Below are 12,714 nucleotides of genomic sequence, written 5' to 3' on the forward strand. Positions count from 1 at the left end.
CCGAAGTCGGTCTGGAACCGTATTCCGCAGGACCGGCGGGATGATCTGATCGAGTTTGCGCTGGAACATGAGGCGCTGACCACACGCGAACTGGCCGTCAAATATACTGATGAGAAGCGGTATTTTATCTCTGAATCATCGACTTACCGCATTCTGAAAGCTGCCGATCTGATCACGGCACCCGAGTATGTGGTGATCAAGGCTGCCGATGAGTTCTCGGACAAAACCACGGCGATCAATCAGATGTGGCAGACCGACTTCACCTACTTCAAGATCATCGGCTGGGGCTGGTATTACCTCAGCACGATCCTGGACGATTACAGCCGGTATATCATTGCCTGGAAGCTCTGCACGACCATGCGAGCCGAGGACGTGACAGACACCATTGAGCTGGCTCTTACGGCGTCTGGCTGCGACCAAGCCGTGGTCCGACACAAGCCGCGCCTGCTCAGCGACAACGGGTCGTGCTACATATCCGGCGACCTGGCCAAATGGCTGGGGGACCAGAAAATGGATCACGTTCGCGGTGCGCCGTTCCATCCGCAAACCCAGGGCAAAATCGAGCGCTGGCATCAGACCATGAAGAACCGGGTTCTACTGGAAAACTACTACCTGCCCGGCGATCTTGAACGCCAGATCGGGGCCTTCGTCGACTATTACAACAACCAGCGCTACCACGAGAGCCTGAGCAACGTCACACCCGCTGACGTCTATTTTGGACGTGACAAAGCCATCATCAGAGAAAGGGAAAAGATCAAGAAAATGACGATCCAAAGCCGCCGCTTGCAACATCAAAAACAAGCAGCATAATCAATCACGCAAACGAACCAGAGCCTCCAAAGTTCAAGCCGCTCTGATGTCCCATTTTATATGACGACGGACATCTTCTGGGGGTACCGTTCGTATTCCAAATGGCTGATACCGCCAACTTTTTGCGCAAAGGTCCTAATCGGCTGGCGGTCTACCCGCGTGCGCCCTCGTGGAAGGTATGCGGGATCAGGAGGGTCAGAATGTATGCATACTCTCTGCCCGAAGGGGGGGCATGGAAGGCGAATCGGGAGGGTTTAACCGTTGCCCGTCCATCATATCCTAAAGGAGGAGATAGCCGTCGACCGACATCAGAGAGGGAAGGACAGCAGGGGGCGGCAAAAGGTGTGACGATTGCTCGTGATCAAAGCGTATCCCCGCTCGAGTCCGCAAAGGTTATCCATGTGAGTTCCCGAGAGCATGTCTGCGGCGAGTAGGAGAGCGCCTTATGGAAAGCTTCACAACGATAAAATTTGGTCGATGAGATGAGCGAAACAGTCCGAGACAGCGCCGTTTGGGTGGCAAAAGCCGGTCTGTGGTTCTATGCAAGTTCGGCTATCTGATTTCGGCCTAACGAAATCAGAGGTTCAACGTCGTTTCGGGTCGAGAAAGCCGGCAATGGCGCAGATATATTTGCACTGTTCCATCGAAGCCATGGACCGAATGAAATGCGCGGCGCTCTGTGCGATCGCCGCGCAAACCTTTAGGCAAATCGCCCAAATTTAAGAATATCGCGCGCGGCTATACGCCTGCCTACACCCCCTCAAAAATCCAAATTCTCCACGCTCAGCGCGTTCTGCTGGATGAACTCGCGGCGCGGCTCGACCACGTCGCCCATCAGCTTGGTGAAGAGATCGTCGGCCTCAGCCATATCCTCCACGCGGACCTGCAGCAGCGTGCGCGCGTCCGGATCGAGGGTGGTTTCCCACAGCTGGTCGGGGTTCATCTCGCCCAAACCCTTGTAGCGTTGCAGCGACAGGCCTTTCTCGCCCTCGGCAAGGACCGCGTTGAGCAGGTCCATGGGGCCATAGATCATCTGGCTGCGGTCCTTGCGGATCAGCTTGGCGGGCTGGTCGTAGACCTCCTGCAGGTGTTGGGTGAAGCTGCCGGATTTCTTCGCCTCGCCCGAGCGCAGCATGCGGCCGTCGAGCGTGCGCACCTCTTCCACGCCGCGCAAGATGCGGGCGAGGCGGATGCCGTGGTCTTGCGTAATGCGGCCCTGCCAGCCGCGCTCGTATTCCAGCGCGATCAGGTTCAGACGATCGGCGACCTTGTCGGCCACGCCCTGCAGGTCGCTGTCCACCGCGCCCTCGACAAAGGCCCCGGCGATGGCGGCCTGTTCGAGGATGTGGCGCGGGTAGTGGGTCGGGAAAGCCTCCAGCACGCGTTTTAGCTGGCGCGCCATGTCGACCACGCGGGTGAGGTCTTGGCCGGTGATTTCTTCGCCGTTGCCTTGGCGCAGCATGGCGCCGTCGACACCCTGCTGGATCAGGTAGTCCTCCATCGCGGCCTCATCCTTGAGGTAAACCTCGGACTTGCCGCGCGAAACTTTATAGAGCGGCGGCTGCGCGATGTAGAGATGGCCGTTCTCGATAAGCTCGGGCATCTGGCGGTAGAAGAAGGTCAGCAAAAGCGTGCGGATATGCGCGCCGTCGACGTCGGCGTCGGTCATGATGACGATCTTGTGGTAGCGCAGCTTGTCGATGTTGAACTCGTCGCGCCCGATCCCGGTGCCGAGCGCCATCACGAGGTTGCCGATCTCCTGAGAGCCCAGCATCCGGTCGAAACGCGCGCGCTCCACGTTGAGGATCTTACCCTTGAGCGGCAGGATCGCCTGCGTCTGCCGGTCACGTCCGGTCTGGGCCGAGCCGCCCGCGCTGTCCCCCTCGACGAGGAAGACTTCGGTCTTGGCCGGGTCTTTCTCCGAGCAATCCTTGAGCTTCCCGGCGAGGAAGTTGACGTCCATCGCCGTCTTGCGCCGGGTCAACTCGCGCGCCTTGCGGGCCGCCTCGCGGGCCTGTGCGGCCTCGACGATCTTGCCGACGATCTGCTTGGCCTCATTGGGGTTCTCCTCGAACCATTCGGCGAGGCGCTCGTTCATCAGGCCTTCGACCGCCGGGCGCACTTCGGAGGAGACCAGCTTGTCCTTGGTCTGCGACGAGAACTTCGGATCGGGCACCTTCACCGACAGCACGCAGGTCAGACCCTCGCGGGCGTCGTCGCCGGTGAAGCTGATCTTCTCCTTCTTGGCGATGCCGCTGGTCTGGGCATAGGCGTTAATCGTCCGCGTCAGCGCGCCGCGGAAGCCCGCCATATGGGTGCCGCCGTCGCGCTGCGGGATGTTGTTGGTGAAGGGCAGCACCGTCTCGTGGTAGCTGTCGTTCCACCACATGGCGACCTCGATGCCGATGTCGTCGCGCTCCCCGGTGATGAAGATCGGCTCGTCCATGACCGCGTGTTTGTGCCGGTCGAGGTATTTGACGAATTCCTTCACGCCACCTTCGTAGTAGAGCTCAGTCTGCAGCGGCTCGACGGGGCGTTCGTCCTTCAGGATGATGCGCACGCCGGAGTTCAAAAAGGCCAGTTCGCGCAGGCGCTTTTCCAGCGTCTCAAAGCTGTAGTCGATGTTCGAGAAGGTCTCGGTCGAGGCCATGAAGCGCACCTCGGTGCCGGTGCGGTCGGTCTCGCCCACGACTTCGAGGTGTTTGGTGGTGAAGCCACCCTCAAAACGCGCGATATGTTCCTTGCCCTCGCGCCAGATGCGCAGTTCCAGCCAGTCCGAGAGCGCGTTCACGACCGAGACGCCGACGCCGTGCAGACCGCCCGAGACCTTGTAGGAGTTGCTGTCGAACTTCCCGCCCGCGTGCAGCTGGGTCATGATGACCTCGGCCGCCGAGACGCCCTCTTCCTCATGGATGCCCACGGGGATGCCGCGGCCATTGTCGCTGACCGATACGCTGGAATCCGCGTGGATCGTGACCGTCACCGCGTCGGCGTGACCGGCCAGCGCTTCGTCGATGCCGTTGTCCACGACCTCATACACCATGTGGTGCAGGCCTGAGCCGTCATCGGTGTCCCCGATATACATGCCGGGGCGTTTGCGAACGGCCTCCAACCCTTTGAGAACCTTGATGGAATCGGCACCGTATTCCTGTGGTGTCAGATCAGTGTCGGACATGCGGAAAAAACCCTTATCGTTTGCCCGATTTATAGTGGTTTGGCCGGGGATTGTCACGCGAATGACACAAGATTTTGTGTCAGGCGAAGGGGATGATCAGGCCCACGAAAACCAGCATCGCGCCGGAGATCAGATTGATCCGCCGCAGAGTGCGCGGGGCGGTCAGAAAGCCGCGCAGATGGCCCACCAGGAGGGCAATCACGAGGTTGCCGACAAGCGGCACGATGACCGAAGCGGCGAGGATCAGCCCGATGTCGGGGGCGGTGACCTTGCGCAGGTCGAAGAAGCCGGGCAGCACGCCCATGTAGAACAGCACCGCCTTGGGATTGCCGAGGATCGCGATGAGCCCCGCGATGAAACCGGGCCACATGCCGGGGCGGGTGAGGCGGCTGTCGGTGTCGATCTTCGCACCCGCCTGCCGGATCAGGCCCAACCCCATGGCGATGAAGACCAGCGCCGCGGTCCAGCGCAGCACCTCCATAAGCGTGTCGAAGGCCGAGACGATCCAAGTGATCCCCAAGATCGCCACCAGCGGCCAGAGCATGTCGCCGATCGCGACGCCGAGCGCCAGCGGCCACGCCGCCTGAAACCCGCCCGAAAGCGCCCGGGCCATCATCGCCAGCCAGACCGGGCCGGGGGTGAGGAAGAGGATCAGGAGTGCGCCGCAGTAAAGCAGCAGGTCGGTGGGCGAGAGGGTCATGGCTGCCGCGCCACCTGCGACAGGCCGTCATCCTCGGTGACTTCCACGTATTGCGCGCGGTCCCCGAGGCTGTCGAAAAGCTCCGGCCCCGTGCCGGTCATCCAAGCCTGCGCGCCGAGCGCCGTGATCTCGTCGTAAAGCGCCGCGCGGCGGCCCGCGTCGAGATGCGCGGCCACCTCGTCCAGCAGCAGGATCGGCGGGGCGCCGAAATCGGCGGCGATGGCGCGGGCATTGGCGAGGATGAGCGAGACCAGCAGCGCCTTCTGTTCCCCGGTGGAGCAATCCCGCGCGGCGATGCCCTTGGCGGCATAGGTGCCCTCGAGGTCCGCGCGGTGCGGGCCGATCAGCGTGCGGCCGGCGGCGACATCGCGCATCCGGTTGTCCGACAGCGCCCGGCGCAGCCCTTCGGCGCTGTCGGGCATGTCGTTTTGCAGCATCAGCGTGGCGATGGGGAAGGCGGTCTGCGCCTCCTCCTGCGCGTTCGCGAGGGCCGTGAGGGCCTGTTGCCGGTTGGCATGGATCTGCGCCCCGGTCTCGGCCATGCGGTCTTCGAGGGCGGCGTACCACGCGGGCTCGCGGACCATGTCCTTCAGCAGGCGGTTGCGCTCGCGCATGGCCTTTTCATAGCTCAGCGACAGTTCGGCGTGATCGGGCAGCATCGACAGCGTCACCCGGTCGAGAAACCGCCGCCGCCCCTCGGCGCCTTCGATCCAGAGCCGATCCATCGCGGGGATGAGCCAGAGCACGCGGGCTATGCGGCCAAGCGCTGTCTGGGCTGCAGCTTTGCCGTCGATCTTGGTCTGCCGGGCGGCGCCGCCCTCGGACCAGATCTCGGCCTCATGCAGCACGCTTGGCCCATGCAAGACCCCGGTGATTTTCCAGCCCAGAGCCTCGGGACGGCGGGTCATGTCTTGCGCGCTGCTGCGCCGCAGCCCGCGTCCGGGCGACAGGAGCGAGATTGCTTCAATGACGTTGGTCTTGCCCGCGCCGTTGGGGCCGTAGAGCGCCACGGGACGTGCGTCGACCTCGATCACCGCGCGTTTGTGCGAGCGGAAATGCGACAGGCCGAGGTTGGAGAGATACAGCTGCGCCATTCAGACCCCGTTTTCTTTCAAAGAAAACGGCGCGGAAATTTTGAAAATTTCCGCCAGCGTCACACGCGCATCGGCATGACGACATAGACCGCAGAGGTATCGGTGCCTTCGCGCATCAGGGTCGGATCGCCCGAGGAGTTGAATAGGAAGACGGCGTTTTCGCGGTCCACCTGACTTGCGATCTCCAGCAGGTATTTCGCGTTGAAGCCGATTTCGAGCCGCTCGTCGCCATAGGCTACGGCCAGCTCTTCCTCCGCCGCACCGCTGTCCGGCGCGTTGACCGACAGCACCAGGCGGTCTTCGTCGAGTTGCAGTTTCACGGCGCGGGAGCGCTCGGAAGAGACGGTCGCCACGCGGTCCACCGCGCGGGCAAAATCGGCAGCGTCCACTTCCATCTTGCGGGTGTTTCCCTGCGGGATCACGCGGGTGTAGTCGGGGAAGGTGCCGTCGATGACCTTCGAGGTCAGGGTGATGGCGGGGGTGGCGAAACGGATCTTGGTCTCGGACACGGACACCGCGATTTCCATCTCATCATCGTCGAGCAGTTTGCGCAGCTCGCCCACGGTCTTGCGGGGCACGATCACGCCGGGCATCTCAGACGCCCCCTCGGGCATCTCGGCGTCGATCCGGGCCAGACGGTGACCGTCGGTCGCCACGCAGCGCAGGGCCTTGCCACCCTCGGCGTCCGCCACATGCAGGTAGACCCCGTTGAGGTAATAACGCGTCTCCTCGGTGGAGATGGCGAATTTCGACTTGTCGAACAGGCGGCGCAGCACCGGGGCCGGGGCCGAGAAGTTCGAGGCATACTCGGACGACGCCATGACCGGGAAGTCCTCGCGCGGCAGGGTGGCCAGCGAGAAGTTAGAGCGGCCCGCTTCGACCGTCAGGCGGCCAGCGGCGCTGTCGGCGGTGAGGCTAATCAGCGCGCCGTCGGGCAGCTTGCGCACGATCTCATGCAGCAGCGTGGCTGAGACGGTGGTGGCACCTGCGCGTTCAACTTGCGCGGCGACCTTGTCGACCACCTCGATATCCAGATCGGTGGCGCGGAAGGAGACATCGCTGCCCTCGGCCTCGATCAGCACGTTGGCGAGGATCGGAATGGTGTTGCGGCGCTCGACCACGGATTGGGCTTGCGAAACGGCTTTGAGCAGTGCCGCGCGTTCGATGCTGAATTTCATATGCCTTCTCCCATACCGACTGCCGGGAGAGGCAAACTACCCGGTTCCCACGCTTACACAAGAACTTTTGTGGCTTTGTTGAAGTGAATGCAAGAGGGGCGCAAGCTGCGCCCCCGATCGCTGTTTGACCGTGTCCTGAGGACAACCCTCAGGCCGCTATGATTAGGATTCGAGCGCCCGGCGCAGCAGTTCCAGATCCTCGGCGATCTGCCCGTCCGAGACCTTGAGTTCTTCGATGCGGCGCACCCCGTGCATGACGGTGGTGTGGTCGCGCCCGCCAAAGCGGCGGCCGATCTCGGGCAGGGAGCGGCTGGTCATCTGCTTGCACAGATACATCGCCACCTGACGCGGACGCGCGTAGCTGCGCAGGCGCTTGGGGCCGATCATGTCGCTCAGGCGGATGTTGTAGTGGTCGGAAACCTTGCGCTGAATTTCCTCGACCGAAATCTTGCGCTCCGAGGCGCGCAGCACGTCGGCCAGACAATCCTGCGTTAGCCCCATGTCGATCTCGCGGCCCACCAGCGAGGCGAAGGCGAAGAGACGGGTCAGCGCACCTTCGAGCACACGGACGTTCGAGGTGATGCGATGCGCGAGGAATTCCAACACGCCATCGGCCACTTCGAGGTCGGGGTAGGTCTTGCGCTGCACGTCGACCTTGCTTTGCAGGATGCCGAGGCGCAACTCGTAGTCCGTGGGGTGCAGGTCCACGATCAACCCGCATTGCAGGCGCGATTTCACGCGGTCTTCGAGATCCTTGATCTCACCCGGGGCGCGGTCGGCGGAGATGATGATTTGCTTGTGCTGGTCGACGAGCGCGTTGAACGTGTGGAAGAACTCTTCCTGCGTGGAATCCTTGCCCGCGATGAACTGCACGTCATCAACCATCAACACGTCGACGGAGCGGAAGATTTCCTTGAAATCCATCATCTTACGGTCGCGCAGGGCCTGCACGAAACGGTACATGAACTGTTCAGCCGAGAGGTAGAGCACGTTCATCTCGGGCTTGCGCTCATGCAGCTCGCGGGCAATCGCGTGCATCAGGTGGGTCTTGCCAAGGCCGACGCCCCCATAAAGGAACAGCGGGTTGAAGGTCACGGGGCCGCCTTCGGCGACACGGCGGGCGGCGGCATGGGCCAGTTCGTTGGGCTTGCCGACGACGAAATTGTCAAAGCTGAAGCGCGGGTCGAGCGGGGCGGTGCTGAGCTGCGAATTGGCGGCAGGTTTCGCGGCAGCCGAGGTCTGACGCGCAGCCGGGGCGGGCTTTTCGGCGGCAGGGGTGGGCTGCTGATTCAGGGCAAAGTTCAGGCGCGTGGCATCGGTGCCCGTCGCGTTGATCTCATGCAGAATCAGGTCCGAGAAGTTCTGGCTGACGTAGTTGCCGAAGAAGTTCGTCGGCACTTTGAGTGTCACGATTCCGTCTTCGACGGCGCCGGGCACAAGCGGTTCAATCCAGGTGGTGTAGTTGTTCTGCCCCACGGTCTTTAGAAGCCGCTCTTTGATCTCGCCCCAGTGATCTAATGTCATCGTGCCTTACGTCCCGCTTTGCTCTTCGCACAGAGGCCGAGTGGATCCCGGCCCTTAATATTGTTTCACCCGGCAACAGGTCATCCACCCGGTCCCACACGGATGACCGACCTGTGTCCTTCGGACTTTTAAAGAATGGCCTGCCCATGAGCCTTCTGTGCCGTAAACCGGCGCAAGAGGCGCTGAACGAACCGTTCGTGTTCTCATCGACAGGGTAAACGTGCTGGCAGCAGCATTCACGATGGTGCGCGGAACCGTCTGTGAACGGTCACTTGCACCCCCCTGAATTTGGCATTCTGCCAGTTGGCTGACGCCGTGTTCAGGGCCTGTCCCCCCAAGCGAAATGAATCGCTGGACCTTTGGTAGCAAGTGTTTCCGGTTCGCTTCAACATATCTTCCATCTTGACTCAGAGATTGCCGGAAAAGAATCTCTGGCGTGTTTTTTTCGCTGCACCCGCACGAAAAAAAGGCGCCGCAATGCGGCGCCTCTTGTGTTTCTAAGGGCTTGGCTATGAAGCCAAATTAGCCCAGTGCTTTGACCCGCGCGGACAGGCGCGACATTTTGCGCGACGCGGTATTCTTGTGGAAAACGCCTTTGGTGACGCCGCGCATCAGCTCGGGCTGGGCGGCTTTCAGAGCGGCGGTTGCGGCTTCTTTATCACCGGAGGTGATCGCCTCTTCGACCTTGCGCAGGTAGGTGCGGATGCGCGAACGGCGTGCTTTGTTGATCGCAAAACGCTTTTCGTTTTGACGGGCGCGCTTTGCGGATTGACGGGTGTTTGCCATGAGTATCAGCCTTCGGGTTCATATGTTGCGTAGCAATGCGTGACGCCAACCCGACCGGAAATCCGGACCCCCTTGGGGTAGGTGATTCTAGCCAGAGCGGGCTGCACGCGCATGTATTGGTGCCGCCTATAAGGCAGCGGGCGCGGCAATGCAAGCCGCGCCGGGGGCGACGCTTATTTGTCGCGGAATTGCGCTTCGCGCTTTTCGAGGAAGGCAGACATGCCCTCTTTCTGGTCTTCGGTGTTGAACAGCGAATGGAACATGCGGCGTTCGAACAGCAGCCCCTCACTCAGCGGCACCTCATAGGCGCGGTTCACGCATTCCTTGACCACGGTGGCCGAGATCATGGATTTCTCGGCGATCTTGGCTGCGGCGCCCATCGCCTCTTCCATCAGCTTTTTCACCGGCACTACGCGCGACACGAGGCCCGAGCGTTCGGCTTCTTCGGCATCCATGAAGCGGCCCGTGAGGTTCATGTCCATCGCCTTGGACTTGCCTACCAGACGGGTCAGACGCTGGGTGCCGCCGATGCCCGCCACGACGCCGAGGTTGATCTCGGGCTGGCCGAACTTGGCGCTTTCCGAACAGATGATGAAGTCGCACATCATCGCCAGCTCGCAGCCCCCGCCGAGGGCATAGCCCGACACGGCGGCGATAATCGGCTTGCGCACCCGCAGGATCTGATCGGTTTCGGGCGTGAAAAGATCCCCCATGAAGACGTCGACAAAGCTTTTCTCGCGCATCATCGCGATATCGGCCCCGGCGGCGAATGCCTTTTCCGAGCCGGTGATGACGATGCAGCGGACCTTGTCGTTTTCCTGCGCGCTTTTCAGCGCCTTGGCGAGTTCACCCAGCAGCGCCTCGTTGAGCGCGTTCAGCGCATCCGGGCGGTTCAGGGTGATCAGGGCCACATGGTTGTCCACGTCCACGGTGATCGTTTCGTAAGCCATCAAGAATGCTCTTTGTTGTTGCGCTCAGGGGAATGTGCATACCACGGCACCCCCATGTTTCAAGTTATCTTTGGCAACGCGGACAATAGAAGGAAGCGCGTCCGCTTTGCACGATGCGCGCGATTGCCCCATCGCAGCCCGGTCTGCGGCAGGCTTGGCCCTCGCGGCCATAGACGTCGAAACTATGTTGGAAATAGCCCAATTCGCCATCCGCCTGCCGAAAATCCTTGAGCGACGATCCCCCCGCCGTGATCGCATCGGCCAGCACTTGGCGGATGATCGGCACCAGCCCGGCGACCCGCGTGGCCGAGATGCGCCCGGCCTTGCGGGCCGGGTGAATCCCCGCGCGGTAAAGCGCTTCGCAGACATAGATATTGCCCAAGCCCGCCACGATCCGTTGATCCAGCAGCGCCGATTTGATCGGCGTGTTGCGGCCTTTCAGCGCGGCGACCAGATGCGCTTCGTGAAAGTCGTTGCCCAAGGGTTCCGGCCCGAGCGAGGCCAGCAGCTTGTGTGTCTCGGCCCCGGCGGTGGGCATCAGATCCATCGCGCCGAAACGGCGCGGGTCGTTAAAGGTGATCCGCACACCGTTACCCATATGCAACACGACATGGTCATGTTTCTCGGGCGCGGGGTGGTTGTGCTGAAATTGCCCCAGAGGGTCGCCCGAAACGAGCATTCGCCCGGACATGCCCAGATGCACCAAGAGCGATTCCCCGCTCGCCAGATCGGCGAGGATGTATTTCGACCGCCGCCGCAGCAGGCCGACGCGCTGCCCGGTCAGCCGCTCCGCCATCCGCTCGGGGAAGGGCCAGCGCAGGTCGGGGCGGTTCACCTCGGCGCGGGCGATCACTTGGCCCTCCATCGCGGGGGCCAGCCCCCGGCGGACGGTTTCGACCTCTGGCAGTTCCGGCATCTCGGTTTCCCCTCTGGCTTGCCTGTGACAAAAGGCACGCATTGTCCCTGCCCCCCGGCACCCTATAACAAGGGACAGAACCAGAGGATCGCAAGAGCAGATGACCCAGGACGCTGACAAAACAACCCATTTCGGTTTCGAGACCGTGCCCGAACATGAAAAGGCCGGGCGCGTGCAGGGTGTGTTCAACTCCGTCGCCAGCAAATACGACATCATGAACGATGTGATGAGTATGGGGATCCACCGCGTATGGAAGGAAGCGATGATGGACTGGCTCGCCCCGCGCCCCGGGCAGAAACTGCTCGATGTGGCGGGGGGCACCGGCGATGTGTCTTTCAAATTCCTCAAACGTGCCGGTCACGGCCATGCCACTGTGCTCGACCTGACCGAGCCGATGCTGGTCGAAGGCCGCCAGCGGGCCGAGGCGGACAGGCTGACCGGCAGCCTTGACTGGGTCGTGGGCGACGCCATGGCGCTGCCGTTCCCCGACAACACCTTCGACGTTTACACAATCAGCTTCGGCATCCGCAACGTGACCCGCCCGCAAGAGGCGCTGAACGAGGCGTACCGCGTGCTGCGCCCCGGTGGCCGTCTGATGGTGTTGGAGTTCAGCCAACTGCCCAACCCGGCAATGCAGAAAGCCTATGACCTCTACAGTTTCAACGTGATCCCGCGCATGGGTCAAGCCATCGCGGGCGACCGCGACAGCTATCAATATCTGGTCGAATCGATCCGTAATTTCCCCGATCAAGAGACCTTCCTGTCGATGGTGCGCGCGGCGGGCTTTGGGCAGGCCAAATATCGCAACCTGTCGATGGGGATCGCGGCGCTGCATTCGGGTTGGAAACTCTGATGCGCGGTCCGCACAACATTTGGCGGTTGATCCGCACGGGCGCGACCTTGGAACGCGCCGGGGCGATGAATGTGGTGCTGGATGCTTTCGATGCCTCCCCGCCGCTGCGTTTCGTGGCCCGCGCGCTTGGCCTGCCGTTCAAATGGCTGGGCTACAAGGGCGACCCGACGATGCCGCCCGCCACCCGCGCGCTCACGGCGCTTGGCCCGGCCTACATCAAATTCGGTCAGGTATTGTCGACCCGCCCCGACGTGGTGGGCGACGATCTGGCGGTGCAATTGCGCGTGTTGCAAGACAAGTTGCCGCCCTTTGACATGGCGCTGGCCCGCAGCGCGGTCGAGCAAGAGTTGGGCGAGCCGGTCAGCGCGATCTTTTCCGAGTTCAGCGAACCCGTCGCCGCGGCCTCCATCGCGCAGGTGCATCACGCGCGGCTGGCCGAGACCGGCGAAGAGGTCGCCGTCAAAGTCCTGCGGCCCGGCATCGAAAAAGCCTTCCGCAAGGACATTGACGCCTTCTACCTCGCCGCCCGCATGGCCGAGATTTTCCCGCCCGGGTCGCGCCGCCTGCGCCCGATGGAGGTGATCGAACATTTCGATGGCGTCGTGCGGGGGGAGCTGGACCTGCGGCTCGAAAGTTCCGCCGCGTCAGAGTTCGCCGCCAACACCAAGGATGACGCCGGGTTTCAACTGCCCGAGATCAAATGGAATTATTCGGGCCGCCGCGTGATG

General features: G+C 62.2%; 11 protein-coding genes. 3 read left to right on the forward strand and 8 right to left on the reverse strand.

What is annotated here, in order from left to right; genetic code table 11:
* Positions 1-810: DDE-type integrase/transposase/recombinase (locus FCK22_RS15270; protein ID WP_136720542.1), on the forward strand; the 810-nt coding region annotated here is incomplete at its 5' end.
* A 760-nt stretch (positions 811-1,570) separates the two neighbouring features.
* Here the strand turns inward: FCK22_RS15270 and gyrB are convergent.
* The 8 genes from gyrB to mutM form a co-directional block, all read right to left on the reverse strand.
* Positions 1,571-3,985: a DNA topoisomerase (ATP-hydrolyzing) subunit B gene (gene gyrB / locus FCK22_RS15275; RefSeq protein ID WP_136720543.1), complete on the reverse strand. Its 2,415-nt coding sequence runs from the start codon at positions 3,983-3,985 to the stop codon at positions 1,571-1,573.
* A gap of 79 nt (positions 3,986-4,064) precedes the next feature.
* The gene (locus tag FCK22_RS15280) at positions 4,065-4,685 is read right to left on the reverse strand and encodes a LysE family translocator (RefSeq protein ID WP_067263759.1); all 621 of its coding nucleotides are present in this window, start codon (positions 4,683-4,685) and stop codon (positions 4,065-4,067) included.
* Positions 4,682-5,779, reverse strand: a complete 1,098-nt coding sequence (recF, locus tag FCK22_RS15285; RefSeq protein ID WP_067263771.1) for a DNA replication/repair protein RecF — start codon at positions 5,777-5,779, stop codon at positions 4,682-4,684. Before recF ends, FCK22_RS15280 begins: the two co-directional genes overlap by 4 nt.
* Before the next feature lie 59 nt (positions 5,780-5,838).
* The gene (dnaN, locus tag FCK22_RS15290) at positions 5,839-6,957 is read right to left on the reverse strand and encodes a DNA polymerase III subunit beta (RefSeq protein WP_067263773.1); all 1,119 of its coding nucleotides are present in this window, start codon (positions 6,955-6,957) and stop codon (positions 5,839-5,841) included.
* Positions 6,958-7,119: 162 nt separating this feature from the next.
* Positions 7,120-8,481, reverse strand: a complete 1,362-nt coding sequence (gene dnaA / locus FCK22_RS15295; protein ID WP_136720544.1) for a chromosomal replication initiator protein DnaA — start codon at positions 8,479-8,481, stop codon at positions 7,120-7,122.
* Positions 8,482-9,003: 522 nt separating this feature from the next.
* On the reverse strand, positions 9,004-9,267 hold the full coding sequence (rpsT, locus tag FCK22_RS15300) for a 30S ribosomal protein S20 (protein ID WP_067261164.1): 264 nt from the start codon (positions 9,265-9,267) through the stop codon (positions 9,004-9,006).
* Between the two features lie 173 nt (positions 9,268-9,440).
* Positions 9,441-10,217 (reverse strand): enoyl-CoA hydratase, encoded by a 777-nt coding sequence (locus tag FCK22_RS15305; RefSeq protein WP_067261165.1) that lies wholly within the window; start codon positions 10,215-10,217, stop codon positions 9,441-9,443.
* 64 nt (positions 10,218-10,281) lie between these two features.
* Entirely contained in the window at positions 10,282-11,133 is an 852-nt protein-coding gene (gene mutM, locus FCK22_RS15310; RefSeq protein WP_067261167.1) for a bifunctional DNA-formamidopyrimidine glycosylase/DNA-(apurinic or apyrimidinic site) lyase, read from the reverse strand.
* A gap of 100 nt (positions 11,134-11,233) precedes the next feature.
* On the opposite strand from mutM, the gene ubiE reads away from it, so the two are divergent.
* Positions 11,234-11,986 carry a bifunctional demethylmenaquinone methyltransferase/2-methoxy-6-polyprenyl-1,4-benzoquinol methylase UbiE gene (gene ubiE / locus FCK22_RS15315; RefSeq protein ID WP_067261168.1) on the forward strand — a complete coding sequence of 251 codons (753 nt, stop codon included), beginning with the start codon at positions 11,234-11,236 and terminating at the stop codon, positions 11,984-11,986.
* On the forward strand, positions 11,986-12,714 hold a 729-nt coding region (locus tag FCK22_RS15320), incomplete at its 3' end, for an AarF/UbiB family protein (RefSeq protein ID WP_248646548.1). The genes ubiE and FCK22_RS15320, both read left to right, overlap by 1 nt.

It is taken from the genome of Sulfitobacter sp. 15WGC (assembly GCF_005068605.1).
GTDB classification, from domain to species: Bacteria; Pseudomonadota; Alphaproteobacteria; order Rhodobacterales; family Rhodobacteraceae; genus Sulfitobacter; species Sulfitobacter faviae.

Excerpts from the sequence above, each read along its gene's own strand:
- gyrB (WP_136720543.1), bottom strand. The coding sequence starts at position 3,985 with ATGTCCGACACTGATCTGACACCACAGGAATACGGTGCCGATTCCATC.
- FCK22_RS15280 (WP_067263759.1), bottom strand. The coding sequence starts at position 4,685 with ATGACCCTCTCGCCCACCGACCTGCTGCTTTACTGCGGCGCACTCCTG.
- recF (WP_067263771.1), bottom strand. The coding sequence starts at position 5,779 with ATGGCGCAGCTGTATCTCTCCAACCTCGGCCTGTCGCATTTCCGCTCG.
- dnaN (WP_067263773.1), bottom strand. The coding sequence starts at position 6,957 with ATGAAATTCAGCATCGAACGCGCGGCACTGCTCAAAGCCGTTTCGCAA.
- dnaA (WP_136720544.1), bottom strand. The coding sequence starts at position 8,481 with ATGACATTAGATCACTGGGGCGAGATCAAAGAGCGGCTTCTAAAGACC.
- rpsT (WP_067261164.1), bottom strand. The coding sequence starts at position 9,267 with ATGGCAAACACCCGTCAATCCGCAAAGCGCGCCCGTCAAAACGAAAAG.
- FCK22_RS15305 (WP_067261165.1), bottom strand. The coding sequence starts at position 10,217 with ATGGCTTACGAAACGATCACCGTGGACGTGGACAACCATGTGGCCCTG.
- mutM (WP_067261167.1), bottom strand. The coding sequence starts at position 11,133 with ATGCCGGAACTGCCAGAGGTCGAAACCGTCCGCCGGGGGCTGGCCCCC.
- ubiE (WP_067261168.1), top strand. The coding sequence starts at position 11,234 with ATGACCCAGGACGCTGACAAAACAACCCATTTCGGTTTCGAGACCGTG.